Annotated in this window: 25 protein-coding genes; 4 read left to right on the plus strand and 21 right to left on the minus strand. The window is 57.0% G+C overall.

The window, feature by feature from the left end; translation table 11 throughout:
- Positions 1 to 47: 47 nt before the first annotated feature.
- The gene (locus D1823_RS05855) at positions 48 to 650 is read left to right on the plus strand and encodes a DNA-3-methyladenine glycosylase I (RefSeq protein ID WP_117869035.1); all 603 of its coding nucleotides are present in this window, start codon (positions 48 to 50) and stop codon (positions 648 to 650) included.
- A gap of 4 nt (positions 651 to 654) precedes the next feature.
- Here D1823_RS05855 and D1823_RS05860 read toward each other — a convergent pair whose 3' ends face one another.
- The 4 genes from D1823_RS05860 to D1823_RS05875 form a co-directional block, all read right to left on the minus strand.
- Positions 655 to 1,536: a fructose bisphosphate aldolase gene (locus tag D1823_RS05860; RefSeq protein ID WP_117872763.1), complete on the minus strand. Its 882-nt coding sequence runs from the start codon at positions 1,534 to 1,536 to the stop codon at positions 655 to 657.
- 73 nt (positions 1,537 to 1,609) lie between these two features.
- Positions 1,610 to 2,959 carry a cytochrome P450 gene (locus D1823_RS05865; protein ID WP_117869036.1) on the minus strand — a complete coding sequence of 450 codons (1,350 nt, stop codon included), beginning with the start codon at positions 2,957 to 2,959 and terminating at the stop codon, positions 1,610 to 1,612.
- Positions 2,956 to 4,158 carry a hypothetical protein gene (locus tag D1823_RS05870; RefSeq protein ID WP_117869037.1) on the minus strand — a complete coding sequence of 401 codons (1,203 nt, stop codon included), beginning with the start codon at positions 4,156 to 4,158 and terminating at the stop codon, positions 2,956 to 2,958. Before D1823_RS05870 ends, D1823_RS05865 begins: the two co-directional genes overlap by 4 nt.
- 62 nt (positions 4,159 to 4,220) lie before the next feature.
- A complete protein-coding gene (locus D1823_RS05875) occupies positions 4,221 to 4,973 on the minus strand; it encodes a cytochrome c biogenesis CcdA family protein (RefSeq protein WP_117869038.1) in 753 nt (250 codons plus the stop codon).
- Positions 4,974 to 5,079: 106 nt separating this feature from the next.
- Here D1823_RS05875 and D1823_RS05880 point away from each other — a divergent pair, with 106 nt between their 5' ends.
- On the plus strand, positions 5,080 to 5,313 hold the full coding sequence (locus tag D1823_RS05880) for a sulfurtransferase TusA family protein (protein ID WP_117872764.1): 234 nt from the start codon (positions 5,080 to 5,082) through the stop codon (positions 5,311 to 5,313).
- Between the two features lie 48 nt (positions 5,314 to 5,361).
- Here D1823_RS05880 and D1823_RS05885 read toward each other — a convergent pair whose 3' ends face one another.
- The 8 genes from D1823_RS05885 to purC form a co-directional block, all read right to left on the minus strand.
- Positions 5,362 to 8,229: a ribonuclease E/G gene (locus D1823_RS05885; RefSeq protein ID WP_117869039.1), complete on the minus strand. Its 2,868-nt coding sequence runs from the start codon at positions 8,227 to 8,229 to the stop codon at positions 5,362 to 5,364.
- A gap of 508 nt (positions 8,230 to 8,737) precedes the next feature.
- Positions 8,738 to 10,072, minus strand: coding sequence for a sigma-54 dependent transcriptional regulator (locus D1823_RS05890; protein WP_050603452.1), 1,335 nt, complete (start codon positions 10,070 to 10,072; stop codon positions 8,738 to 8,740).
- Between the two features lie 12 nt (positions 10,073 to 10,084).
- Positions 10,085 to 11,863 carry an ATP-binding protein gene (locus tag D1823_RS05895; protein ID WP_117869040.1) on the minus strand — a complete coding sequence of 593 codons (1,779 nt, stop codon included), beginning with the start codon at positions 11,861 to 11,863 and terminating at the stop codon, positions 10,085 to 10,087.
- 36 nt (positions 11,864 to 11,899) lie between these two features.
- Entirely contained in the window at positions 11,900 to 12,568 is a 669-nt protein-coding gene (purQ, locus tag D1823_RS05900; RefSeq protein WP_117869041.1) for a phosphoribosylformylglycinamidine synthase subunit PurQ, read from the minus strand.
- Positions 12,569 to 12,579: 11 nt separating this feature from the next.
- The gene (locus D1823_RS05905; protein ID WP_117869042.1) at positions 12,580 to 13,623 is read right to left on the minus strand and encodes a zinc-dependent alcohol dehydrogenase family protein; all 1,044 of its coding nucleotides are present in this window, start codon (positions 13,621 to 13,623) and stop codon (positions 12,580 to 12,582) included.
- Positions 13,624 to 13,627: 4 nt separating this feature from the next.
- Positions 13,628 to 13,858: a phosphoribosylformylglycinamidine synthase subunit PurS gene (gene purS, locus D1823_RS05910; RefSeq protein WP_117872765.1), complete on the minus strand. Its 231-nt coding sequence runs from the start codon at positions 13,856 to 13,858 to the stop codon at positions 13,628 to 13,630.
- A gap of 115 nt (positions 13,859 to 13,973) precedes the next feature.
- Complete coding sequence (locus tag D1823_RS05915) at positions 13,974 to 14,639, minus strand: MarC family protein (protein WP_117869043.1); 666 nt, start codon at positions 14,637 to 14,639, stop codon at positions 13,974 to 13,976.
- Positions 14,640 to 14,778: 139 nt separating this feature from the next.
- Complete coding sequence (gene purC / locus D1823_RS05920; RefSeq protein WP_117869044.1) at positions 14,779 to 15,534, minus strand: phosphoribosylaminoimidazolesuccinocarboxamide synthase; 756 nt, start codon at positions 15,532 to 15,534, stop codon at positions 14,779 to 14,781.
- A gap of 187 nt (positions 15,535 to 15,721) precedes the next feature.
- On the opposite strand from purC, the gene D1823_RS05925 reads away from it, so the two are divergent.
- Together D1823_RS05925 and bmt are read left to right on the plus strand one after the other, a co-directional pair.
- Positions 15,722 to 16,039, plus strand: coding sequence for a DUF1476 domain-containing protein (locus D1823_RS05925; RefSeq protein WP_117869045.1), 318 nt, complete (start codon positions 15,722 to 15,724; stop codon positions 16,037 to 16,039).
- 119 nt (positions 16,040 to 16,158) lie between these two features.
- A complete protein-coding gene (gene bmt / locus D1823_RS05930) occupies positions 16,159 to 17,172 on the plus strand; it encodes a betaine--homocysteine S-methyltransferase (protein ID WP_117869046.1) in 1,014 nt (337 codons plus the stop codon).
- A gap of 11 nt (positions 17,173 to 17,183) precedes the next feature.
- Here bmt and D1823_RS05935 read toward each other — a convergent pair whose 3' ends face one another.
- From D1823_RS05935 to D1823_RS05975, 9 genes are all read right to left on the minus strand, one after another.
- Entirely contained in the window at positions 17,184 to 17,960 is a 777-nt protein-coding gene (locus D1823_RS05935) for an enoyl-CoA hydratase-related protein (protein WP_117869047.1), read from the minus strand.
- 75 nt (positions 17,961 to 18,035) lie between these two features.
- Positions 18,036 to 18,491, minus strand: a complete 456-nt coding sequence (locus D1823_RS05940; RefSeq protein WP_117869048.1) for a cytochrome c-type biogenesis protein — start codon at positions 18,489 to 18,491, stop codon at positions 18,036 to 18,038.
- Positions 18,488 to 20,452, minus strand: coding sequence for a heme lyase CcmF/NrfE family subunit (locus tag D1823_RS05945; RefSeq protein WP_117872766.1), 1,965 nt, complete (start codon positions 20,450 to 20,452; stop codon positions 18,488 to 18,490). Before D1823_RS05945 ends, D1823_RS05940 begins: the two co-directional genes overlap by 4 nt.
- 74 nt (positions 20,453 to 20,526) lie before the next feature.
- Positions 20,527 to 21,105 carry a holin family protein gene (locus tag D1823_RS05950; protein WP_117869049.1) on the minus strand — a complete coding sequence of 193 codons (579 nt, stop codon included), beginning with the start codon at positions 21,103 to 21,105 and terminating at the stop codon, positions 20,527 to 20,529.
- A complete protein-coding gene (locus tag D1823_RS05955; RefSeq protein ID WP_117869050.1) occupies positions 21,096 to 21,707 on the minus strand; it encodes a holin-associated N-acetylmuramidase in 612 nt (203 codons plus the stop codon). The genes D1823_RS05950 and D1823_RS05955 overlap by 10 nt, the downstream gene beginning before the upstream one ends.
- A 118-nt stretch (positions 21,708 to 21,825) precedes the next feature.
- Positions 21,826 to 22,272, minus strand: a complete 447-nt coding sequence (ccmE, locus tag D1823_RS05960) for a cytochrome c maturation protein CcmE (protein ID WP_117869051.1) — start codon at positions 22,270 to 22,272, stop codon at positions 21,826 to 21,828.
- A gap of 7 nt (positions 22,273 to 22,279) precedes the next feature.
- Positions 22,280 to 23,308 carry an N-acetyl-gamma-glutamyl-phosphate reductase gene (argC, locus tag D1823_RS05965; protein ID WP_117869052.1) on the minus strand — a complete coding sequence of 343 codons (1,029 nt, stop codon included), beginning with the start codon at positions 23,306 to 23,308 and terminating at the stop codon, positions 22,280 to 22,282.
- 94 nt (positions 23,309 to 23,402) lie between these two features.
- Positions 23,403 to 24,212: a glutamate racemase gene (locus D1823_RS05970; protein WP_117869053.1), complete on the minus strand. Its 810-nt coding sequence runs from the start codon at positions 24,210 to 24,212 to the stop codon at positions 23,403 to 23,405.
- Positions 24,213 to 24,220: 8 nt separating this feature from the next.
- The gene (locus tag D1823_RS05975) at positions 24,221 to 25,099 is read right to left on the minus strand and encodes a lysophospholipid acyltransferase family protein (RefSeq protein ID WP_117869054.1); all 879 of its coding nucleotides are present in this window, start codon (positions 25,097 to 25,099) and stop codon (positions 24,221 to 24,223) included.
- Positions 25,100 to 25,131: the final 32 nt, after the last annotated feature.

Here is a 25,131-nt window from a genome sequence, read left to right on the forward strand (position 1 = left end):
CTTGATCACCGCGTGTAACGTGAATGGAGAACAAAAGAGGTACATTCATGAGCAACACCATTACCGGCCCGGATGGTCAGCAAAGGTGCGCATGGTGTCAGGCCGCGCCCGAGTTCTTTGAGTATCACGACAATGAATGGGGCTACCCTGTTGGCGAAGACCAACGGTTGTTTGAAAAACTGTGCCTCGAGAGCTTTCAGTCAGGCCTCAGCTGGCGGACAATCCTGAACAAGCGCGAAAACTTCAGGAAAGCCTTCTGCGGATTTGATTTCAACAAGATGGCTGCGTTTTCTGATGCAGATGTGGAACGCCTGCTACAGGACGCCGGGATCATCCGTCATCGCGGCAAGATTGAAGCAGTGATCAACAATGCGCGTTGCGCGCAGGAGTTGGTGGCCGAGGAAGGATCTCTGGCGGCCTATGTCTGGCGTTATGAAGCTAAAACGCCGCCGCCACCGCAAACAGCATCCACATCTCCCGAGTCTGTGGCCATGACAAAGGATCTCAAGAAACGGGGGTGGAAGTTTGTTGGCCCCACAACCGTGTTTGCGTTCATGCAGGCCGTGGGGCTGGTCAATGACCACGCCGAGGGCTGCATCGGCAGAAAAAAAGCGGCACAGATGCGCCGCTCTTTCACCAAACCTGCCTGACGGATCAGACCGAGGCTTTGTAAATCTTGTCGATGTTACCACCCAGAGCCGCGTTGAATTCGGCATCTGACTGCTGCTTCGACAGACCTTCGGTCAAAGCCCGCGAGAAGGATGCGATCATCTTGCCGTTCTGACCCAACAGGTCGCAGGCTTGTTCCGTCGAATAACCGCCCGACAAGGCCACAACTCGCAATACCCGCGGGTGGTCTGCCAGCGCGTCATACAGGTTTGCCTTTGTCGGGATCGTCAGCTTCAGCATCACTTCCTGACCCTCGGCCAGTTGATCGAGGTTTTTGAGGATTTCCGCCTTCAGGATTTCTTCTGCCTCGGCCTTGGTTTGCGAATGGATGTTAACTTCGGGTTCCACGATCGGAACCATACCGGCATCGGTGACTTCGCGGGCAACGTCGAACTGTTGGGCAACCACCGCCGCGATGCCGTCGGCATTCGCTTCGTGAATGACAGAGCGTTCCTTGGTGCCGAACACACCATCGGCCTTGGCCAGGGTCTCGGCCAGACCGGGGATCGGTTTCATCACCTGGACGCCGTTTGCCTGTTCTTCCAGGCCTTTGTCGATCTTCAGGAAAGGCACGATACCTTCGACAGACCACAGGTAGTCGGCAACCTTGCGACCTTCGATCTCTTCCCCCAGCGTACGTTCGAACAGGATTGCGCCAATCACTTTGTCCTTGGTGAAGTCGTCGGCCAGAATGATGCGGGCACGCATCTTCTGGATTTCACCGAACATCTCTTCGTCTGAGCTGTAGTCAGATGACTCGACACCATACAACGCAAGCGCTTTCGGGGTTGATCCGCCGCTTTGATCCAGTGCCGCGATAAAGCCCGTGCCGTTGATCATCTGCGCGCGCTGTTCTGCTTTGGACATATTGTTTTCCCGTTCAATGATGATTCCGATGTTCTTCCCCGCATACAACAGGGCGTGAACCGATGGTAGGTTGTTAGCGCTCAAACAGGCGTAACCATATGCCATCTTTAGATCGAACCGTCAGATGTGCGACCGGAACAGGTGTTTTTCCCGGGATTGTTTCGAACCGGAAACGGCGCAAGAGCATCGACAGGATCAGCGGCCCTTCGACCATTGCAAACCCGGCCCCGGTGCACACTCGAGGGCCCGCAGAGAACGGAATGTAGGCGTCGCGCTGGCAGCGCTTGCCGTTTTCCGTGCCCCAACGCATAGGATCAAAACCGTCCGGATTGTCCCACAAACGCTCCTGACGGTGCAAATGCCAGGGGCTGATCACGATTTGCGCGCCAACCGGCACATCCCTGTTACGGAACCGTTCGGGGCACGTGGCCTCGCGGACCATCATGGGCACCGGAGGATAAAGGCGTAGCGCTTCGCGAAACACATCCCGGCTGATCCTGAGTTTTGAAACAGAGACAAATGAAGGCTCATCCAGAACAGCGGCTTCATCTGCAACTTTCTGTTGCCATTCCGGGTAAAGGGCCATCAGGTACAGCGTCCAGGCCAGGGCGGACGCACTGGTTTCATGCCCGGCAAGAAAAAAGACCGCTACCTGATCAACCATTTCCTCGGGGTCGAAGAACTGTCCGGTTTCGGGATCAGCCGTTGTCATGATCTTGGTCGCCAGATCATCCGGTGCCGTTCCGTCCTTGATGGCCTTTGCGCGTGTTCCGGTGAGTTCCGCAATCAGCGCCCTGATATCCCGCGCGTTTTGTTTCGTCGCCTTGGAATGGAACCGGGGCAGCCACTTTGGCAACGGAACAAAGGCCGCGAGATTCAGCAAAGGTTGCTCACGCTGATAGGCCCGAAACTTGTCAAACACCTGACTGGCAATAACGTGTTCGATAGGAACGGAAAACAAGGTGCGGAATATGACGTCCGCCGCCGCATGGCTTGTCTGTTCTTCAAATTCGATTTGTCCGCCGACGTGAGGTCGCAACCGTTCCACGCACGCCTCGGCAGCAGCCAGCATGGCAGGAAATGTATCCTTCAACCGCCCGCCTTCGAACGCCGGATCGATAATCCTCCGCTGTCGTTTCCAAGTCTCACCATTGGTCAGAAATACCGAATTGCCAAGCAACGGCCGCAGGCCTTCGCTGATCCTGCCAGATTTCGGGAAATCGTCAGGTCGCTTCTTGAGGACCGTTTGAATCAGGTCCGGTTGATTGATCATGAACGACCGGAAGAACGGAGTTTTGAATTCGGCCATCCACGCGCGATACAGCCGGGCTGGCTGGGCCGACAGCAGGTCATGTCTGAACAGTTTCAAATAGCGCAGCAAAGAAACCTTATCAGGGCGCGGTTCTGGCTTGGGCGGGGTCATGGGCGTACCGAGGTGAACTTGGACACAGGCGTCTCGATGCGGCTGCGCGAAGCCTCACGATCCGCAAACCTTTGCTTCAGCGTCAAAGGACCAGCCGTTATCCGGAAATAGTCATAGCTTCCCGGCTTGTCGAACGCGCAAAGGTACTGAAAGTGCAGGCGAAAAAACCGCCATCGCAACGCCTTCCAACGTTCCGGCGACAACGTTTGCGTAAAGGCCGCCGACAGGACCAGCGGCCAACGCTTGTCAGAGCGCGCAACCCCCGTGACCGCAACCGGATCGCAAAGAGCAAAGGCGCAGCCGTCTCCGGGGGCAGAGACATCGACCCAGGTGAGTTCAGACCGCGTGGACAGGAATTGCAGGTCGGACCGCAACTCATATGCCTGAGGCAGAAATGAAACCATCGGAACAACCTGCCCCAAACTGAGGAAAGACAGTGCTGCCCGCCGCTCCTGCACGTTCGTTTTTCGGATCAGTTCAGCCAGAACAGACGTTCCCATATGCGCGCCCGAGCTGTGGCCTACGACCAGCACTTCATCCACATCGGACTTAAGCGCAGCTTCGATCGTTTCTCGAAACGAAGCCAACCTGTCATGCAGCTTGGCAGGAGTTTTTCCCTTCAACTGTGCAGAATAAGCGTAATCATGCATCAGGTAGTAAGCAAAAAGCCGGTTGTCGACCTTGCGAAACCATAACAACAGCGCAACGGCTGCGGCCGCTCCCGGGAACAGCCCCCACCAACCTGCCATGGCTGTGCATGCCCATGCTACCGCAAGCGCAATCAGCAACTGGGACACCAACATACCTACTGGATACAACGCCGCGATCACCGGCCCCTTACGGAGGCGCATCAGACGCCACAATGTGCCGGTTGAAATGTAGATCCAGGCCGTGCGCGCCAATTGCCAATAGGTCGCCGGAATCGAGACCGACATGCTGTCGCGCACGATGTCGGACCACACCAGAACCTCGAACTCAGTTTCAACGGTCAGGCCATCTTGTTCCGAGGTCACACGCCACCCAAAACGCTCGCCTGTCGTCTTTGGGGCGATTGCGATCTCGTACCCCGAGATCCGGGCCTGTTTTTGAGACTCGGTGCGATACAACTCTCGATACCGCCGAGGCGGCATCGGATCGTAGCCGGGTATATAGAACACCCGACGTCTGCGCACCCGCGGCTGATTTGTGTGACTGCTCATGCCCTTACCTTCTGACGCGCAGGTTAACGCAGGCTTGAGTTCAAGGTAAGAGGGTCAGGTGCTCAACCGAAATTTGCCAGCGCCGGGAAGGTTTCCAGCAGCCACCAGCTAAAGCGGGTGAAAAGACCCGTGATCAGCATTATTCCGACAAACAACAGCAGGCCGCCCATGACCTTCTCGATCGTGCCCATATACGGTTTGATCCGGTTCATCACGGTCATAGAGCGATTCAGGAACATGGCTGCCAACAAGAACGGAATACCCAAACCCGCAGCGTAAACACCCAGCAAAAGCGTGCCTCGTGCAACCGAGGCTTCGTTGGCAGCCAGTGACAGGATCGCCCCCAGTTGTGGCCCAATGCACGGAGTCCAGCCGAATGCAAAAGCAAGGCCAAGGATATAGGCACCAAAGACCGAACCACCGGAATCACCGGTTTCAATCCGTGCTTCGCGATCCAGAAAAGGAATCCGGAAAACATTCAGGAAGTGCAGACCGAAGACAATAACAACGGCTCCGGATAACTTGGCAAATAGCACCTGATTTTGCAGCACAAACGCGCCAAAGGCCGATGCGGTAAATCCAAGCAGCAAAAAGACGGTCGACAGGCCCATGACAAAGAACAGGGCCGACATGGTTGCCTTGCGCCGCGCGCGCGCCTCGTCCTGCATCTCATGTATGGTGACGCCGCTCATATACGCCAGGTAAGGCGGTACGATGGGCAATACGCAGGGCGACAGAAAGCTGATCAAACCACCCAGAAGCGCGACGAACATGGCGGGCAGAAGTCCCGCGTCTATGATTTCGATTCCGAACATGTTTCTGCACATATGTGATGAAGAACGATCCGTCACGGGGCCAAACAGTCACATCCTCGTGCTCGAAATCTGGACAATATTACAACTTCACCCTATCCCGAAAATCATGTCAGAGATTACAGATACCCTGGACGCCTTGGGCCTGTTGTGCCCGTTGCCCGTCCTGAAAGCCCGAAAACGACTGAAGTCTATGCCTGAAGGTGCTGTTCTGCGGGTACTGGCCGATGATCCTGCGGCCATAGTGGATGTCCCACATTTTTGTGCCGAGGCCGGACACACGCTACTTTCGCAAGACCTTGACGGCGCGCATCAGATTTATCTGATCCGGAAATCCTGCTGACCTTTCGTGAGGTCAAAAAAAGGCGGGCCTGTCAGCCCGCCTTTTTTGTCAACTTCCCAGCGACCACCAACCGCGCCGTTTAGGCTTAGTTGATACAGGGTCAGGTTCTTCCGCGACGGCTTCCAGCACCGGCTCGGGCGTAGCTGCTACTGGCGCGTCATCGACGGGATCGTCGGCATCTTTTACCTCGGATGCTTCCACAGCTTCCATAGATGGCTCTTCTGACTCATCGGTCTGTTCCGCCGCATGCGCCATATCCGTGCCGTTTACAGATTGCTCTGTTGGCAACGACGAATCAGGTTCCGCTTCGACAGATTCAGCGGTCACCTCAACCTGATCCGCTGAGACCTCAACGCCTTCACCCTCAATGCTCTCGCGAGCTTCTTCGGTCGCTGATTCTTCTGCAACAGCTTCAACCGCAATGGCAGTTGTTTCTTCAGACTGATTTGTAGCTTCTTCCGCTGTTACGTCTTTCTTACGCCGACGTGGAGCACGTTTGCGCTTGGGCTTGGCAGGCTTCTCTTCCTCCGAAGCTTCAGCTTCAGCCGATTCAGCATTTTCAACGTCAGAAGCATCGCTCTCTGCGTCTTCTTGTGCAGGCGTTTCGTCCTCTTCCGCGCTCTGCTCCTGCGTGTCGCCATTGCCCGAGCCCTTTTTGCGGCGGCGGCGACGGCGTTTGCGCTTGGGTTTTGTCTCTTCTTCGGTCTGAGCGATTTCCTCTTCAGCCTCTTCCTCGTCAGAGGAATCGACAAGATCCATCAGCGACGCATCGACCGACACGACAGGCGCCGTGGCCTCGGGAACGATCCTGCTGGCCGTCTTGAATTTCTCCATCGAGAATTCCGGGCTGACCAGATGAATATCCCCTTCGATCCTTACCGACAGGCCGTACCGCGCCTCAATCTGCGCAATATGTTCCCGTTTCTGGTTCATAAGGAAGTTGGCGATGCTAACCGGGCAGCGTACTAACACTTCGCGCGAACGTCGACGGGTACCTTCTTCTTCAATTTGACGCAGGATAGACAAAGCCATGTTGTCGTCCGAGCGGATCAGGCCGGTGCCATGACACGCAGGGCAAGGCTGTGTCGTTGCCTCGATCATACCGGGGCGCAGGCGCTGACGGCTCATTTCCATCAAGCCAAAGCCCGAAATACGACCCACTTGGATGCGCGCACGGTCGGTTTTCAACCGCTCTTTCATACGCTTTTCAACGGCCGCATTATTCTTGCGCTCATCCATATCGATGAAGTCGATCACGATAAGACCGGCCAGATCGCGCAGACGCAACTGCCGTGCAACCTCCTCTGCAGCCTCAAGGTTGGTCTTGAGTGCGGTTTCCTCGATCGACCCTTCCTTCGTGGCACGGCCCGAGTTCACGTCGATCGCCACCAGTGCTTCAGTCACGCCGATCACGATATAGCCACCGGATTTCAACTGTACGGTCGGGTTGAACATCCCCGCCAGATAGCTTTCCACCTGATAGCGCGCGAACAGCGGCAGCGCATCCTCATACCGTTTCACGTTCTTGGCGTGAGACGGCATGATCATCTTCATGAAATCCTTGGCGATGCGGTATCCGCCCTCGCCTTCAACCAGAACCTCGTCGATATCGCGGTTATAAAGATCACGGATCGACCGTTTGATCAGGTCGCCTTCCTCATAGATTTTCGCGGGCGCAATGGATTTCAGCGTCAGTTCGCGGATCTGTTCCCACATGCGCTGCAGGTATTCATAGTCGCGCTTGATCTCGGATTTGGTGCGTTTGGCCCCTGCAGTCCGAATGATCAGACCAGCCCCGGTAGGCACATCAATTTCCGCAGCAATCTCTTTCAGTTTTTTACGGTCCGGCGCATTGGTGATCTTACGGCTGATGCCGCCGCCGCGCGCCGTGTTCGGCATCAAAACGCAATAGCGACCGGCCAGCGACAAATACGTGGTCAGAGCGGCACCCTTGTTGCCACGCTCTTCCTTGACGACCTGAACCAGCAGGACCTGACGTACTTTGATGACTTCCTGTATCTTGTAGCGACGCGGGCGCGGTTTGCGCGGCGGACGAATGTCTTCGCTGTCATCCTCATCAGCTACCGTTTCAATCGAAGCGTCTTTTGAAGCAGCGTCAGCGTTCAGCGTATCGTTGCCGTCCTCATCGGAGTCCTGTTGATGCTCAGTAGCGTCAACAGGTTCTTCTGTTTGCTCCGATTCAGATTGGGTTTCATCCCCTTCCGATTGAACTGCTTCTTCGGGTTCCACAGCCTCTTTGGCTTGTTCGTCTGCGTCGTTTTCCGACGCCTCGACAGCCTGTTCCGTGACAACCTCGGCAACGTCTAACGCGTCCTCATCCGATGCGGCTACAGCCGCTTCTTCGGCCGCCAGCGCGTCGTCACCATCTGGCTCCTCTACCGGAGTTTCAGCGACGACTTCCATCGGCGAGGTACCCTCGGGCACGTCTCCGTTGGAATCGTCACCCTCATCCAAATCAATGGTTTCCATGCCGGATGGTTCCGTCGACACCTCCATCGATTCGACCGGATCGTCGGATTTCACATCCGCGGCCTTTGAACGTGTCCGGGAACGCCGCTTCTTGGGTTTGGCCTCTTCAGCCTCATCGCGCGCCTTCATTGCCTCGGCATAGGCGCGCTCTTCCTCCATCAGCGCCTCGCGGTCAGCAACGGGGATCTGGTAATAGTCCGGATGAATTTCGGAAAACGCCAGGAAACCATGCCGGTTCCCGCCATAATCCACAAAAGCCGCCTGCAGTGACGGCTCAACCCGTGTTACTTTTGCAAGATAGATGTTGCCAGCAAGCTGGCGTTTGTTTTCGGACTCAAAATCGAACTCCTCGACCTTGTTTCCGTCCACCACCACGACGCGGGTTTCTTCCGCGTGGGTGGCATCGATAAGCATTTTCTTAGCCATGTGTCCTTGGTGCACCGCGCCAAACGCGTTGTCCTGACCTGTCCAGGCGGACAGGCGCTTTTGGGGAGGTGTCTTGTCAGGGCGATATCGGACGGCGCGCGGCAGGGTCTGGCGCTTTGGCCCCCTGCCCGTTCTCTCAATCGTTGCGCGCGCGTCATCGCGGTTCTTCTCCGACAGGCGCGTCTGAACGCAGCCTGCCCATTTATTCCTTTCGCCCAGATGTTCCGGGCTCAGGTACTCTACTGCCCCTATCGAGGCACAATCGGTCTGCTGAACCGCGAGGTCTTGATCCTCACCAACGGATCAGCAGCGAAACTCAAAGATTCGGGACTTGTAGGCGTCAAATACACCCGGCCCGTTCGGACACAATAAAAGCAACCCTGTGGAAAAGACAATGGGCAAACTGCATTCCATCACCCAACCAGCGTGACGGATCCACTTCATCTGGCCAAAAATATCTCGGGGGAGGCGTCATAGGCGACGGGGGCAGAGCCCCCGATCGCATCGCTTAAAGATAATCCGAACGCTGGAGGCCGTATTTCGCCATCTTTTCGTTCAGCGTCCGACGCGGGAGGCACAGCTCATCCATGACAGACGCAATCGAGCCCTTGTGCCTGCGCATCGTGTTGTCGATCAGCATTCGCTCGAACGCTTCGACATATTCTTTCAACGGCTTGCCTTCGGTCGTCATCACCGGCTGCATTTCCTCATGATCCGACATCAAAAGCGACGCGATCGTGCCTGACCCACGACGCGACTGAAGCACCGCCCGTTCGGCAATATTGATCAACTGACGCACATTGCCCGGCCAGGGGGCCTGCAACAACTGCGCCGCCTCCTGCGCGCTCACCTGAGGTGCATCGCAACCATATTCCTCGGCAAACTGCTCACTGAGACGGGTGAACAGGGTCAGGATATCTTCCCCACGCTGGCGCAACGGTGGCATGGTGATGCGCAGCGCCGCCAGGCGATAGAACAGATCTGGGCGCAGCACGTCTTCCGACGTCTTGCCCGCCTCCTGCAAGTTCGAGATGGCAACGATCCGAGTCTCCGCAGGTGTGCCTTGCTCGTTCATCACGCTCAACAGCTTGGCCTGCAACGTATCGCTCAACGCTTCGACATCTTCCAGAACCAGCGTCCCGCCCCGCGCCTCTTCGATGGCAGGCAGTTGCGCATCCTCGGGCATCATCGGACCAAAGAGACGCTTGGCCAGTGCGTCTTCTTCAAGCGCAGCACAGGATACAAGGACAAATTTCTTGCCTGCACGGCTGCCAACAGCATGAAGCGCGTGTGCTACAAGGGTTTTCCCGGTTCCGGTTTCTCCGTCGATCAACACATGACCGTCGGCCTGGCCGAGATCCAAAATATCCTCACGCAGCCGCTCCATAACCGGGCTGGCACCGATCAGCTTGTTCATGATCTGCGTGCCACCGGACAGCTCGCGCCGCAGCGCACGGTTGTCCAGTGTCAGTCGGCGCGCATTGCTGGCGCGTTTGGCCAGCTCAGACATACGGTCTGGATTGAACGGTTTTTCAAGGAAATCAAACGCGCCAACCCGCATCGCCTCAACCGCCATCGGGACATCACCGTGACCGGTGATCATGATCACCGGCAGGGTACTGTCGGCTCCCATCAGCTTTTTCAGAAGCTGAATGCCATCCATACCCGGCATCTTGATATCCGAGATTACGATCCCTGGATAATCCGGACCCAGAACCTTGAGCGCATCTTCCGCGCTGGCAAAGGTTTCCGTGTCATATCCGGACAAAGCAAGCCATTGGCTGATTGACTGGCGCATGTCCTGTTCGTCATCCACAATGGCAATTTTCATGGCCTGTGCCATAGTCATTCCTCGTTATTCCGCGGCCTCGAGGCCGTCGCTTCCCAGTGCTGGCAACTGCATTTCAAACACCGCACCGCCGTATTGGCCGTTGCGCGCAGTCAACCGTCCCCCATGGTCGTTCACGATCCCTGACGAGATGGCAAGCCCCAGCCCAACTCCATCTCCGGGTTGTTTGGTGGTATAGAACGGCTCGAACAGGTTCTCGATATTCTCGATCCCATGCCCGTTGTCGCGCACCGTCAGTACAGCCGTATCACCCGCCGCCAGGATGATTTCCACATCTGGCTCTGCCATTGATTTGGTGGCGTCCAGCGCGTTTCTCAAGAGGTTGACCATAACCTGCTCGATCCGCATCCGGTCCCCCATCACCATCACCGGTTCTTCAGGCAGGATCTGAGTGATCTTGACATGGCGCTGGCGCAACTGCGGTTCCATCATCGACAAGGCAGAGGCCAGTGCTTCGCCAAGGTTTACAGGTGAAAACGCGTCCGCCCCCTTGCGGGCGTAAGATTTGAGCTGCCGCGTAATCGCCCCCATCCGTTCGATCAGACCATCGATGCGGCCGAAACTTGCCAGCGCTTCTTCAGGCCGGTTTCGACGCAACAGCAAACGGGCACCGGCCAGATAGGTTTTCATTGCAGCCAGCGGTTGATTCAGCTCGTGACTGACTGCGGCTGACATCTCACCCAATGCCGCCAGTTTCGAGCTTTGGGCAAGGGTCTGTTCAGCCAAATCCAACGTCTTTTCAACCCGTTCGCGTTCAGCGATTTCCCGCTGTAGCCGGGCGTTCAATGCGCGAAGCTCTGCCGACTCGCGCTGAAACAGGGTCATGCGCAACGTCGCGCGTCGGCTCAGCGCGTAGAACGCCAGCGCCAGAAGAATCGCAAAGCCCATGATCTCGAGCGCCAGAACGCTGTTCACTTTCTCGCGGATCGAGGCATAGGTCGTGAATGACGTCATTTGCCAGCCGCGGAAGGGAATGCGCGTTTCCAGACGCATTACCGCCTCGCCTTGCAGGTAGGCGTCGGGTGGCAAAGCTGTCCAATCGGTCGTTGCGCGAATGGCCCGCTGGATGGCCCCTTGAGGTGGCTGACGCAGCAGGGCCGAGCCCTCATCTAGACCTCGCCAGCGCGGCTCAGTAGACAAGATGATGGTTCCGGTGCTGTCTGTAACCATCACCGCATCAGAAATACCGGCCCAGGCCTGTTCAAACTTTTGCAGATCGACTTCGACAACAATTACGCCCAGTATTTCAGCGCTGTTTTCAAGTCGCCGTGAGTAGACAAAGCTGTACCCGCCGGATTCCTTGGGAATGACGGAAAAGATTGTCGCATTTGACCGGATCGCGTCCACGAAATACGATGTGTTCCTGTGTGCCTCGCCCAGTTTACTCCGATCTGTCGCTGCAACCGTTCGTCCGTCACCATCCAACAACCTCAGCGACGCCGCACCGATTTCTTCGACGAAAGAGATCAATCGCTGCGTCGACAGCGAATAGTCCCTGGATTGCAACGCCGAAATCAGGGTCGGGTCCCGCGCCAGCAATTGCGGCACGATGGAATTGCGCCGCAATTCGCTCAGCAAATTACCGGAATACAGCGCAAGGCGCAGCTCGGCCCGATTGCGTGTGGATTCGGTGAACCTGTCAGTCAGCAGACGGTTGGTGACCCAAACCGTTGCGATTGTCGCCACCATCAAAACCAGAACAGCCAGCCGCAGCCGCCATCCCAATGGGGCGCCGCGAAACGGTTTCAGCAGTTTTGACCAGCCTGATCGCACGTCCGAGTTCATGGTCAGACGTTACGCGTGGGCGCGCGTGACCTCAAGTCACGCCGCTTGAAACACACCTGACAATGCGCGGAACAGCGCCGCCCCGTCGGTGCCGCCATGCCCTTGGTCCGCCGCGCGTTCGGGGTGCGGCATCATACCCAGAACACGACGGTTTTCGGAAAGGATCCCCGCGATATCACCGACCGAACCGTTGGGGTTCTCGGTATAGGTGAATGCGATCCTGTCCTGATCCCTCAACGCCGCCAGCGTCGCGTCATCTGCGAAATAGTTGCCGTCGTGATGCGCGATCGGAATACCGATCACGTCGCCCGCATTGTAGCCGCCGGTAAAAACACTGTCGCTGGTTGCGACTTTCAGGCCCACGGTCTTGCAGATGTATTTCAACCCGGCATTTCGCAACAGTGCCCCCGGCAGGATACCCGTTTCCGTGAGAACCTGGAATCCGTTGCAAATCCCCAAGGCGTAACCGCCACGTTCGGTGTGATTGACCACGGCCTTGCAGATCGGAGATTTCGCGGCAATTGCACCACAGCGCAAATAGTCGCCATAGGAAAAACCACCTGGAACGCCCACGATATCAATGCCTTCCGGCAGCGCGGCATCTTTGTGCCAGATCATGTCGACCTGAAAACCGGCCTGCTCGAAAGCGACCGCGAGGTCTCGGTCACAGTTTGATCCGGGGAATACGATTACGGCTGCGCGCATGGCGGGCCCTCCTACGAGACAAAATCGGTGACGACCGCAACGCCCGGAGGAGTTGAATGGTCAAAGGCGGCAAGCTCTGTGCTCACCTGGTTCAGAGATATTTTTCGCGTGACCAATGGGCTCAGGTCAACTCCACCGCCTGCGATCAGCGATAACAAAGAGGGATAGCGCCAGCTTGGCATTCCACGCGTTCCGAAGACAGAAAGCTGACCGGAATAAAGAACATCCATCGGCAACGCCATCTGAGTGTGGTCCCCGGCAGGCATCCCGATCTGCACCATGCGCCCCATTTTACGCAGGGATCGCATCGCTGAAACGGTCGTAACTTCAACGCCAAGCGCCTCAATCGCAACATGAGCACCGCCACCGGTGAGATCCTTCACCGCCTGCGGCGCATCGCAGGTAGCCGCATTGACCGCCGCGTCAGCGCCCAGAGCCTTGGCATAGTTCAGTTTATCATCCGTGATATCGACAACCACGATACGAGCGCCAAGCGCCTTACCCAAAAGAAGCGTGGATATCCCTACTCCGCCGCCGCCGAAGACAGCGATCCATTCACCACCCTGAACCTTTGCCCGACCGACCAGAGCCTGCCAGGCTGTCGTCACCCGACACCCCAACGCGGCCGCGGTTTCCGGCGCAATACTGTCGGGCAATGACGTCAGGTTCGCATCGGCATGCGCCACCGCTATGTATTCCGCAAAAGCGCCGTCACAGGTGAACCCCGGTACAACCTGATCGGGGCAGATCGTCTGATGACCCTGCGCGCAATCCGGACACCGGCCGCAGGCCAGAATGAATGGTGCGATCACCCGATCCCCGACACGCCACCGGGTGACGCGCGCGCCGACTGAAACCACCTCTCCGCAATATTCATGCCCGGGAGTGATGGGCAAGACGACGTCCGGATCCGAACCAGACCACGCGTGCCAGTCTGACCGGCACACGCCGCAGGCCAGCACTCGCACGATCACGCCGTCTTCCGCAGGTGCGGGATCCGGGATCGTCGTTACCTCAAGCGGCTGACGGGAGGTGATCAGACGCGCGGCCCGCATTCAATCAGACCAGTTCGATCTCGTAGCGTTCGATAACCGTGTTGGCCAACAGCTTTTCGCACATCTCGGTCACATCTGCTTCGGTCGCGCCGTCGGCCAGTTCAAGGTCGATCACCTTGCCCTGACGCACACCTTCGACCTGATCAAAGCCCATTGCACCCAATGCGTGCCGAACTGCTTCGCCCTGCGGGTCCAGCACCCCGTTCTTGAGCATCACATGAACCCGTGCTTTCATTTTGGCAACTCCACCTGCGGGCCGCAATCTGCGGCCCATTTCGTTGCGCGGGGGATAGCGCGCCAAATGGCATTCGACAACCCTGTTTGCAAAGCAGTTTGCCGCAGCAATCCAACTATCCGCTTTCTTTGACCAATCCCGGATAATGCGCATCAATTGCATGGAACGTGCCCGTCAGAACCATCTCGACCGCGACGGCGACCAGCAGGATTGCCATGATCCGGGTCAGGACATTGATCATTGTCTCACCCAACAGGCGCGAGATCTGATCTGCGAACAACAAACCCAGCCCCACGATCGCGCAGGCAATCAGGATCGCCGAACCCAGCGTCAAGATTTCGGCGCCGTTAGAGAGTTGGTGCGAAAAAACAATCGTAATGGCAATCGTGCCCGGCCCGATGGTCAGAGGAATGGCCAGCGGTACGACGGCGAAATTCAATTTGCGCTCATGCCCGTCGTCCATCGCAGCCTGATCGCCCGGCGGCCTGTCCTCGGCCTTCAACATCGACATCCCGATTCCGAAAATGATGATCCCGCCAGCAATCCGAAAAGACGGCACATCAATACCGAACACCCCGAGCACTTCTTCCCCGATCACAACCGCGGTCAGCGCAATGACAGTAACCGAAATCGTAACAACGACCGCAACATGCCGCCGTTCGGCCGCAGTACAGTTCTTGGTCATGCTCAGAAAGATCGGGATATTGTACAGCGGATTGAAGATTGCAAGCACGGCTGCCAGAAACTTCAGAAACACCGTCTGATCAAACAGTTCAGCCATTTGACACCCATCCTGAACCTTTTGTGACTGCACGGGGCAAACATGCTCAGGAAACGGGAGGCTGTCAAATTCAACCGCCAACGAAAAAACGCCGCAAACACAGCCGCGGCGCTTTGGCGAGGTTCCGATCCAGCCCTGCTTAGTTGATCAGCGTCGGTTTGGTGACATTGTTGCTGGGCAGGACGCCCAGTCGGCGTGCAACTTCGGAATAGGCGTCGGTCAAACTGCCCAAATCGCGGCGGAAGACGTCCTTGTCCAGTTTCTGGCCAGTTTCGATATCCCACAGGCGGCAGCTGTCGGGGCTGATTTCATCAGCAACGATCAGGCGCTGATAGTCGCCTTCGAACACGCGTCCGATCTCGATCTTGAAGTCCACCAAACGGATGCCCACCGCCAGCATCACACCACTCATGAAGTCGTTCACCCGCAGGGCGAGGCTGAGGATATCGTCCATGTCCTGCTGGCTGGCCCAGCCAAAAGCGGCAATGTGTTCTTCGGTGACAAGCGGGTCACCCAGCGAGTCGTCCTTGTAGCAATACTCGACGATCGGTCGGGGCAGTTGGGTGCCTTCTGCAATACCCAGACGCTTGGACATCGATCCGGCGGCATAGTTGCGCACGATCACTTCCAGCGGAACGATTTCGCAGTTGCGAACCAACTGCTCACGCATGTTCAGGCGGCGAATGAAGTGGTTCGGGATGCCGATCTGGGTCAGGCCGGTCATGAAGAACTCGGACAGGCGATTGTTGAGCACCCCCTTACCGTCGATCACGTCCTTCTTTTCCGCGTTGAAGGCAGTAGCGTCATCTTTGAAATACTGAACGATCGTGCCCGGTTCAGGGCCTTCGTACAGAATCTTGGCCTTGCCTTCGTAGATTTTCTTGCGACGCGCCATAAGCGACCTTTCCACTCTGCACAGAGGGATTGAGTCCCCTCACGTTGGCGTCCTCATAGTCCAAGCACCCATTTCCCGCAAGTTCATGTACCCGAGAGGCTTTGACGCAGCGCAAATCCCTTGCGTATGGGACGTCGTATAGTCATATCATCAGGAAACAAGATGTAACCCAAGAGGTCCTTACCCTATGACCACGTTCGACGAACGCGAAAACGCCTTTGAAGCCAAGTTTGCCCATGATGAAGAGATGCAGTTCAAGGCGCAGGCCCGCTGCAACAAGCTTCTGGGTCTGTGGGCCGCAGAAAAGCTTGGTAAAACTGGTGCAGATGCAGAGGAATATGCAAGGACGGTTGTAATTTCAGACTTTGAGGAAGCCGGACACGAAGATGTCGTACGCAAGGTTTCGGGCGATCTCGGAAACCTGTCCTCGGACGACGAAATCCGCGCAAAAATGGCCGATCTTCTGCCGGAAGCCAAGGCGCAGGTCCTGAGCGAGAAAGGCTGAGCCTCAGGTGCCTGACTCATGATCTTCATGAGTTTTATGAATTTGATTTGACGCCTTGGTCATGAGACACGGGGCGTCTCTTTTTAACGGCGTTTTGCGCCTTTTTCTGGAACAACCCTATGACAAACGCGCTGAGCAAGCTTCTGGAAACCAATGACGCCATTCTGGCCGATGGTGCAACAGGGACGAACCTGTTCAACATGGGCCTGCAGTCTGGTGACGCTCCTGAACTTTGGAACGTGGATGCTCCGGACAAGATCCGGGCGCTGTATCAGGGTTCGGTTGATGCAGGCAGCGACCTGTTCCTGACCAACACATTCGGCGGCACATCGGCACGGCTGAAACTGCACGACGCGCAGAATCGCGTGGGAGAGTTGAACCGCATCGGTGCAGAGCTGGGACGTGAAGTCGCCGACAAAGCCGGACGACCTGTCATTGTTGCAGGATCGGTCGGTCCAACCGGAGAAATCATGGAACCGGTCGGCAGCCTGTCGCACGCCGAAGCAGTGGAAATGTTCCACGAACAGGCTGAAGCGCTGAAAGAAGGTGGCGTGGATGTTCTGTGGGTGGAAACCATCAGCGCACCCGAAGAGTTCCGCGCCGCTGCCGAAGCCTTTGCCCTGACCGACATGCCCTGGTGCGGCACGATGAGCTTTGACACGGCCGGTCGCACGATGATGGGTGTGACATCAGCCGATCTGGCCCAACTGGTCGAAACCTTGCCGAATCCGCCTATCGCGTTTGGCGCCAATTGCGGCACTGGCGCATCTGACATTCTGCGCACCGTTCTGGGTTTTGCCGCGCAAGGGACTGAGCGCCCACTGATCTCGAAGGGCAACGCAGGCATTCCGAAATACGTGGATGGTCACATCCACTATGACGGCACGCCCGAGCTGATGGGGCAGTATGCCGCCATGGCGCGGGATGCCGGCGCGACGATCATTGGCGGGTGCTGCGGAACCATGCCCGATCACCTGCGCAAGATGCGTGAGGCGTTGGACACCACGCGTCGTGGCGAACGCCCGACTCTCGATCAGATTGCTGATGCTCTGGGTTCGTTTACATCCGCCTCGGACGGGACGGATGACGATGCGACACCGGAACGCCGCACACGCCGCCGCCGCCGCGCATGATACCAGCCTGATCAGCGCCCTTCGAATTTCGGAGGGCGTTTTTCCATAAAGGCCACCACGCCTTCGGCGAAATCTCTGGAGCGGCCACATTTGCCTTGCAGGTGCGCCTCGGTCTCAAGCTGCTGTTGCAGGGTGTTTTCGTAGGTTCCGCGAATGGCCCGCTTGATCGCGTCATAGGCCGCCGTGGGACCTTTCGCCAGATACTCTGCCCTTTTGCGCCAATGGTCGACAAATACGTCATCCGGCACGGCTTCCCAGATCATGCCCCATTCATCCGCCTGCTTTGCAGTGATCTTGTCTGCAAACAAGGCCGCGCCCATTGCTTTGGCCAGCCCCATCTGGCGAGGCATGAACCATGTTCCCCCAGCATCAGGAAGCAGGCCGATACGTGCAAATGCCTGCAGGAAATAGGCGCTTTCCGTCGCAATTACCACGTCGGCACAGAGGGCGAGGTTGGCGCCTGCCCCGGCTGCCGGTCCGTTAACCGCGGCAATCGTGGGCACCGGGCAATTGTGGATCGTGTCCAACATCGGTTCATATTCATCGCGCAACGACCGTTCCAGATCGATCTTGCCGGTTGACGACGCATCACCCAGGTCCTGCCCCGAACAAAACGCAGGACCAGCACCGGTGATAACTATACAGCGGGCCTTGACCGCTGCGTCTTTCATGGCGTGAGTAATCTCTGCCCGCATCTGAGTGGTCAGTGCGTTCATCTTGTCCGGCCTGTTCAGTGTCAGAACTGCCAGACTGTCTGTAATATCCAAAGCAACCGTTTCGTAATTCATGAAAACCCTCCCGTCGCGCCAAGTGTTTTTGCACACTTACTGGCCCTGACGGAACGGGAAAAGCGGAACCACGCGTCAGTCTTCAAGAATTTGACGCAGACGTTCTTTTTCGTCGTCGCTCAACGCCGCGGAGTCAACCGAAGCATGAGCCTTGGCCCGGGCTCGGAGAAAGTTCAGCCCAACCACAGCAGCGATCAACAGCATGATGGGCCCTGCCAACCACAAAAGCAGGTTCGAGCCGCTGGTGGTCGGCTTCAGAAGGACGTATTCGCCAAACCGATCTACGATAAACGCGATGGCCTGTTCGTCCGTATCCCCTGCGACCAACCGTTCCCGCAGCAGCAGACGCAGGTCTCGGGCCAGATCTGCGTTGCTTTCGTCAATGCTTTCATTGCGACACACAAGGCAACGCAATCCGGCGCTGAGATCGCGTGCCCGTTGTTCCAGAACAGGGTCATCCAGTACTTCGTCAGGCTGAACCGCAAAGACAGGTGATGCGAGCATCATCAGAATCAGAACAAGGCGTTTCATTCCGCAGGTACTCCGCCAACCGGGGTTTTTCTGGCACCTGCGGCCACGCGGAACCGCCTGTCACACAGGCTCAGGACACCGCCGAGCGCCATCAGGATACATCCACCCCAGATCCAGTTTGCCAGCGGCTTGATATAGGTTCGCATGACCCAGCCGCCATCTGCCTGTTGATCGCCGATCACGACATAGAGATCCCCAAGGAAACGATAATCGATCGCGGCTTCTGTCGTGGGCATTCGCGCAACGGGGTAATCCCGTTTTTCGGGATGCAATGTCCCGATCGGGCGGCCATTCTTTTCAATCAGAACATCCGCCGTGGTCGAGAAATAGTTCGGCCCCTCAACCCGACGGACGTCTTGCAGCGTCAGTGTGAACTGCCCGACTTCGAAAGGTTGTTTGAGCTGAGCGACGCGAATATCCTCGTCCTCCCACGCCGTCAGGCCGGCAATGGCAAAGATAGTGACCCCCAGTCCGGTATGAGCGACGGCTTTGCCCCAATCCGCGCCCGGCAGACGGAACAAGCGTTTCAGACTGCCGTTGCGACCTGTACGGCTCCACAAATCAACTGTGGCGCCAAACGTAATCCACGCCCCAAGGAACAGACCCACTGGCCCCAAAGCGCTGCGCCCGGTCTGCATCGCCCAAACCAACAAGGAAATCGCCAGAGCCAGACCAAAGGCATAACGCAGGGACCAAGCTGTCTTTCCAATCCGCCCGCGTTTCCACGGCAGCATCGATCCAATCGGCAGAATTAATCCCAGCAGTACCATGAACGGTGAAAAAGCAGCATTGAAAAACGGAGCCCCGACCGAGAGTTTTCGATCAAACATCATCTCGGCCAACATCGGCCACATGGTGCCGACAAAAACCACGAAACAACTGACCGCCAACAACACGTTGTTCACGATCAGCGCGCTTTCACGGCTGACCATGCCGAAGACACCCTTGGCCTCCATAGCCTGCGCCCGTGCTGCAAACAAGGTCAGCGCGCCACCGATAAAGATCACCAGAATGATCAGAATAAAGACACCACGCTCGGGATCATTGGCAAAGGCGTGAACCGACGTCAGCAGCCCTGAACGAACGATGAATGTCCCGATCAACGAAAACCCGAATGCAATGATCGCCAGCAGGATGGTCCAGCTTTTCAGCGCCTCGCGCTTTTCCACAACGATTGCGGAATGCAGCAGCGCCGCCGCCAGAAGCCACGGCATGAACGAAGCGTTCTCAACCGGGTCCCAGAACCAGAAACCGCCCCAGCCCAGCTCATAATAGGCCCACCAGGACCCCAGCGCGATACCTATGGTCAGAAAGACCCAGGCAGCCAGCGTCCATGGGCGAACCCATCGCCCCCAGGCCGCATCGATACGCCCTTCGATCAGTGCCGCGATGGCAAAGCTGAAAGCCATGCTCAGACCGACATAGCCGAGATACAGAAACGGCGGGTGGAAAGCCAAACCGGGATCCTGCAGGAGAGGGTTCAGATCGCGACCGTCGAATGGTGCTATTGCCAGCCGGTCAAACGGGTTCGAAGTTAACAGAATGAATGCGAAAAACGCGACTGCGATGGATGATTGTACCGCCAGCACCCGCGCCTTCAGGCTTGGGGGCAACCCGCCCCCGAAGAAAGCTGCCATCGCTCCGAACAGAGTGACAATCAGCACCCACAGCAGCATCGACCCCTCGTGGTTCCCCCACGTCCCGCTGATCTTGTAAAGCATCGGCTTTGCAGAATGACTGTTTTCGACCACGATCCGCAGCGAAAAATCCGACATTATGAAAGCCCAGATCAGCGCACCGAAGGAAAACGCAGTTAGCAGGAACTGGACGATGGCAGCAGGCTCTGCAAACGCCATCCAGCCGGTCCAGTTTTTTGAAGCGCCGATCAAAGGCACCACGCTTTGCACGATGGCAACGAAAAAGGCGAGGATAAGGGCGAAGTGGCCGAGCTCTGTAATCATGTCCGGAATATACTCCGAGGCCGAACTGGGGGCCATTAACTTTCGCATGATCCGGGGGCACATAGTGTCGCGGGTCAGCGCCCCCGAAGCCTGCGCCAATCGTTCAGTGCAGGGTTTGCGTCGGGATGTGAGGCGGTCTGTATCAGGTTGGCATCGGGGCCAGGGTCGGCGACGCCCGGACTGTCGCTGCGCATGGCCTGTACCGTTTCTATGTTTCCCATGACCGTCGGCAAGCGCTGCATCGCTGCACCTATATCCCGCTGAAAATCCTGTATTTTGCTCTGATGGCGCGCACCGAAATAGAAAGACACAATCACGCCCAGCAACCACCAAAGAGGTTCCGGCACCAGTGCAATGCCCTGCATACGTTCGGCAAACCACAGTGGATCCACCATTGCGGCAACGAACAATCCCAGCGTTCCAAGCGCCAAAGCCGGGCGCGGCAACCGGTTGACACCATCCATGACGCGGTCGAACAGGCCTTTCTCAGCAACCTGAAACTCTCCGCCAAACTGCGTCATGGCCTGGCTTTGCAACTCTGTTGTTCTCTGAGCACGAGACTCAGCGTTTTCCCGGTATATTTCAACCGTTTCACGCACAGCGTTGCGACCGCCCCCGAACAACAGCGCCAATACTCCCGAAATCAGCCCCATGCCGAAACCCTTTCGTTGAATTCACTTTCTGACAAACGATAGCGCGGCGACAGAAACTCTTCGGCCCTTTTGATCCAGCCGCCTTTGACCCCGGACCGGGTGCGCGCGTATTTTCTGGATGCCGGGCGTTTGTCGGCGAGCCGAAAGTAATAGTTCCGCCGCGCCACGCCGTACGCATCGCGCAGCGCATTGGGATCAGGCTGTGCCGCCTCTTCGCACGCCTGCGCCGTTTGCACGCCGATCACGCCATCTGCCACAACTTCAAACCCCATTTCGCGCAATAGCCGTTGCAGAATTTTCACCGCCTGTGCACCCGCATTCACATACATATCGAAGACAGAAGCATGCAGAACCTCTGGCAGCAGCGCGATACGCGGTTTTTCAAAGTAGTGCTGAACAAAGATATCGACTGCCTCGCGTTGAGTAAGCGCCCGAACGTCCATTTCGTCAACCAGCCCATCCCCAGTCAGATCCAATCCAAGCCTGCGCATAGTATGGATCGTGACTCCAAACTTGGTTGTCCCGCCCGGATCGTCCGGGTCGCTTACGAACCCGCCTTCCCGATGCACAATTTCCTTGGCAATCTGCCGAACCGTTTGCATGGCGCCCTCATTTCGTTGAATGGCGCTGACGATCCTGAAAAAGGATTAACAAGCTTGAATGATTAAGGGCGCTGCCCGCATCCCGCGCGCAACGCCCTCAATACGAAATCCGGTTGGATCAGCTGTCTTCGGCCTCTTTGTATACACCCTGTTCCTTCAACGCGTCCACGACTTCCTTAGGCATGTAAGTTTCGTCATGTTTTGCAAGAATTTCAGTGGCTTCAAACACGCCGTTCACGTAGCTTCCGGTGCCCACCATACCCTGATTTTCAGAGAACAGGTCAGGCAGGACACCGGTAAAAGAAACCCTGACGCTTTCGCCTCCATCGGTAACGACAAAACGCACGGTTTCACCCTGCCCACGGATGATCGAACCTTCTTCGACCAGGCCGCCAATCCGAAAGACCTCGGTCGGTTTGGGTGGTTCGGCAATCACCTGGCTTGGCGAGCGGAAAAAGTTGATCCCATCGCGCATGGCATACCCAATCAACGCCGTCGACGCCACCAAGGCAACGACAGCTACCAGAATGACTTGTACTCGGCGACGTTTCTTGAGCGTTTTCATACCATCCTCACGGGAATAACGGAGCCATCATCAGGCCTTGGGTTTCAATCTCACCTAACATCAGGTTGGCGTTCTGCAAGGCTTGGCCGCTGCTACCTTTTGTCAGGTTATCCAGCGCCGCGATCACGATCGCGCGCCGTTCGATCCGATCTGCCACAACACCGACATGACAGAAGTTGGACCCGCGCACATGGTGGGTCGACGGTGTCTCGCCCATTGGCAGCATCTGAATGAAAGGCTCGTCCGCGTACGCCTTTGCAAGCGTTTCATAGATGCTCAGCGGGTCGCCTTTTACGTATGTCGTGGCCAAAATGCCCCGGTTTGCAGGGATAAGGTGCGGTGTGAACTGCACATGAACCGTACGCCCGGCCAGTTTGGAAAACTCCTGATCGAATTCGCCCAGATGCCTGTGGGTCCCGCCGACGGCATAGGCATTGGCGCCCTCGCTCAGTTCGGCGTGCAGCAGGTTTTCTTTCAGCGACCGCCCTGCCCCGGAAACAGCGCATTTCAGATCCAGCACGATATCGTCCAGATCAATCACTCCGGCAGAAATCAGCGGCCGAAGAACGTATTGCCCGGTTGCCGCATTGCACCCCGTGCCCGCCACCAGTCGCGCGTCCCGGATTTCGTCGCGATAGAACTCGGTCAGGCCATAAACGGCCTCTTCCTGCTGCTCGAGCGCGGTATGCGGGTTTCCGTACCACTTTTCATATTCGTCCGGGTCAGTCAGCCGGAAATCAGCAGACAGGTCGATGATCTTCAGATCCTTGGGCAGCGCACTGATCACTTCCTGACTGGTCTTGTGCGGAAGGGCACAAAAACACAGAGCGATCCGGGAAAAATCGATCTCGGAAATCTTGCACAGATCCGGCAGGTCCATGTGGCGCAGATGGGGGAAAACCTGCGCCATTGTCATTCCCGCCTTCCGTTCAGCGGCCAGCGCAACGATATCCATGTTCGGGTGTTCGGCGATCAGCCGCACCAGTTCCGCGCCGGTATAGCCCGAGGCGCCCAGAATTGCGATTTTATGGGTCATGTCAGACCTCTTCTCAACGTGTGTCACATGTTACGACCGCCGATGCGACGGCCTTGAAATAAAGAAAGCAGAACGGCCGCGTCCTTGACCTAAGTCAGGCGGCCTCGAATGTGATTTGTCGTCGGAGGAACTGGGTCGCCCGATCGCTCACCACATTGGGTTTCCCCGTTGTCAGGAATCCTCCCGGGCCGTTACCCAACATGTTGGGGTGGCGACGCAGGTAATCCGCAAGGCTTTCAGCAACCAGCGCTCCCTGGCTGTAGACCTGTACGTCAGGTCCCAATGCCGCCTGAAATGCTTCGGCCATCAGCGGGTAATGCGTACAGCCCAGAATGGCTGCCTGCGGTTCGGGCATCTTGCGTTTGAGAGCATCCACATGGCTGCGCACCAGCGCCTCGGCCAGGATCATGTCACCGTCTTCAATGGCATCCACAACGCCACCACATGCCTGCGCCTCGACATCCACGCCAATTGCCCGGAACGCCAGCTCGCGCTGAAAGGCCCGGCTGGATACAGTCGCGGGCGTGGCGAACAAGGCGACATGCTTGACCGCCACTTCGCGTGGTGGGGAATTGTCGCCCCATTGCCGTTCGGTCAGGGCTTCGATCAATGGAACAAAGACACCGAGAACCCTTTTGCCGTCGGGCACGCCTTCTTCCTGCATCCGACGCAGCGCCGCCGCACTGGCGGTGTTGCAAGCCAGAATCACCAGATTGCAGCCGCGATCCCAAAGGTCCTGCACGGCCTTTCGGGTCAGCTGATAGATGTCCTCGGCATCGCGCACACCGTACGGGGCATGCGCGCTGTCCGCGTAATACAGGAAATCAACGTCAGGCAGACGTGTCTGCGCGACGCTCAGGACGGTAAGACCGCCCAATCCGGAATCAAAGATACCTACTGCCATTAGCCCCTTCAGGCGCGATGCCGTTCCTCAAACTCGTAGCCATAGTCATACGACTTCAGCGGTGTCGGAGACAGCTCATACGTCGCTTTGCGCAGGAAATCCATCATCTTGCGCGTATCCTTGCCCAGCGGGTCCAGAATGTCGCGTCCGATCGGCGCGCCAATCACCACATTGACCGGGGTATCGACACGTTTTTTGAATTCCTTGATCAGCAGTCCCATGCGCAGTGTGTTATGCATATGGCTTGCGATCTGAAACAGACGTGAGGTGTGCCCGTCGAAGAAAACCGGAACTACAGTGGCGTTGGATTTGGCTACCATACGGGCCGTAAAACCGCGCCAACCCGGATCCATGGGATACGCGAACGGATTAACGCCAGTGCTGACCGTACCACCAGGGAAAATCCCGATCGCGCCACCATCCCCAAGGTAGTTCAACGCGGTTTTTCGCGTATCCAGGTTCAGCTTCAACGCTTCTTTCGTATCATCGAACGAAACTGGCAAAACGATACGGTTCAGGTCTTCGGCCTTGCGGAAAACGCGATTTGCAAGAATTCGGAAATCACCACGGGTCTGAGATAAAATGTGACCCATCATCAGGCCATCCAGAATTCCATAGGGATGGTTTGCAATCAGGATAAGGGGACCCTCTTTGGGGATATTCGCCAGTGCGCCACCAACGACATCCAAGGTCAATCCATAGCGATCGACCATAACCGACCAAAAATCGCGACCCTTTGCGACCTCTTTCTCGTACCCGTCCGCCCGTTTTATCAGACGCAACCGGCCCGTGGAGTTTTCCATCAGCCTGATAACCAACCGCCCCCCCCTGGTTTCGGCGGAATGGGCATACGAGATGTCACGAACGACATGACGGCGAGAAGACATGTAGGGCTCCGTTTTGCTGCGCGCAAAATAAA

Source organism: Ruegeria sp. AD91A, assembly GCF_003443535.1.
In the GTDB taxonomy this organism is placed as follows: Bacteria; Pseudomonadota; Alphaproteobacteria; order Rhodobacterales; family Rhodobacteraceae; genus Ruegeria.

Coding starts and splice junctions, on each gene's coding strand:
- D1823_RS05955 (WP_117869050.1), bottom strand. CDS start 21,707: ATGCAAACGGTTCGGCAGATTGCCAAGGAAATTGTGCATCGGGAAGGC.
- D1823_RS05870 (WP_117869037.1), bottom strand. CDS start 4,158: ATGAGCAGTCACACAAATCAGCCGCGGGTGCGCAGACGTCGGGTGTTC.
- D1823_RS05940 (WP_117869048.1), bottom strand. CDS start 18,491: ATGAAACGCCTTGTTCTGATTCTGATGATGCTCGCATCACCTGTCTTT.
- argC (WP_117869052.1), bottom strand. CDS start 23,308: ATGACCCATAAAATCGCAATTCTGGGCGCCTCGGGCTATACCGGCGCG.
- D1823_RS05935 (WP_117869047.1), bottom strand. CDS start 17,960: ATGAATTACGAAACGGTTGCTTTGGATATTACAGACAGTCTGGCAGTT.
- purS (WP_117872765.1), bottom strand. CDS start 13,858: ATGAAAGCACGGGTTCATGTGATGCTCAAGAACGGGGTGCTGGACCCG.
- D1823_RS05905 (WP_117869042.1), bottom strand. CDS start 13,623: ATGCGGGCCGCGCGTCTGATCACCTCCCGTCAGCCGCTTGAGGTAACG.
- D1823_RS05880 (WP_117872764.1), top strand. CDS start 5,080: ATGTCAGAGATTACAGATACCCTGGACGCCTTGGGCCTGTTGTGCCCG.
- ccmE (WP_117869051.1), bottom strand. CDS start 22,272: ATGAAAACGCTCAAGAAACGTCGCCGAGTACAAGTCATTCTGGTAGCT.
- D1823_RS05950 (WP_117869049.1), bottom strand. CDS start 21,105: ATGGGGCTGATTTCGGGAGTATTGGCGCTGTTGTTCGGGGGCGGTCGC.
- D1823_RS05915 (WP_117869043.1), bottom strand. CDS start 14,639: ATGGCTGAACTGTTTGATCAGACGGTGTTTCTGAAGTTTCTGGCAGCC.
- D1823_RS05865 (WP_117869036.1), bottom strand. CDS start 2,959: ATGACCCCGCCCAAGCCAGAACCGCGCCCTGATAAGGTTTCTTTGCTG.
- D1823_RS05975 (WP_117869054.1), bottom strand. CDS start 25,099: ATGTCTTCTCGCCGTCATGTCGTTCGTGACATCTCGTATGCCCATTCC.
- D1823_RS05895 (WP_117869040.1), bottom strand. CDS start 11,863: ATGAACTCGGACGTGCGATCAGGCTGGTCAAAACTGCTGAAACCGTTT.
- D1823_RS05890 (WP_050603452.1), bottom strand. CDS start 10,072: ATGGCACAGGCCATGAAAATTGCCATTGTGGATGACGAACAGGACATG.
- D1823_RS05925 (WP_117869045.1), top strand. CDS start 15,722: ATGACCACGTTCGACGAACGCGAAAACGCCTTTGAAGCCAAGTTTGCC.
- D1823_RS05860 (WP_117872763.1), bottom strand. CDS start 1,536: ATGTCCAAAGCAGAACAGCGCGCGCAGATGATCAACGGCACGGGCTTT.
- purQ (WP_117869041.1), bottom strand. CDS start 12,568: ATGCGCGCAGCCGTAATCGTATTCCCCGGATCAAACTGTGACCGAGAC.
- D1823_RS05945 (WP_117872766.1), bottom strand. CDS start 20,452: ATGATTACAGAGCTCGGCCACTTCGCCCTTATCCTCGCCTTTTTCGTT.
- D1823_RS05970 (WP_117869053.1), bottom strand. CDS start 24,212: ATGGCAGTAGGTATCTTTGATTCCGGATTGGGCGGTCTTACCGTCCTG.
- purC (WP_117869044.1), bottom strand. CDS start 15,534: ATGGCGCGTCGCAAGAAAATCTACGAAGGCAAGGCCAAGATTCTGTAC.
- D1823_RS05875 (WP_117869038.1), bottom strand. CDS start 4,973: ATGTTCGGAATCGAAATCATAGACGCGGGACTTCTGCCCGCCATGTTC.
- bmt (WP_117869046.1), top strand. CDS start 16,159: ATGACAAACGCGCTGAGCAAGCTTCTGGAAACCAATGACGCCATTCTG.
- D1823_RS05855 (WP_117869035.1), top strand. CDS start 48: ATGAGCAACACCATTACCGGCCCGGATGGTCAGCAAAGGTGCGCATGG.
- D1823_RS05885 (WP_117869039.1), bottom strand. CDS start 8,229: ATGGCTAAGAAAATGCTTATCGATGCCACCCACGCGGAAGAAACCCGC.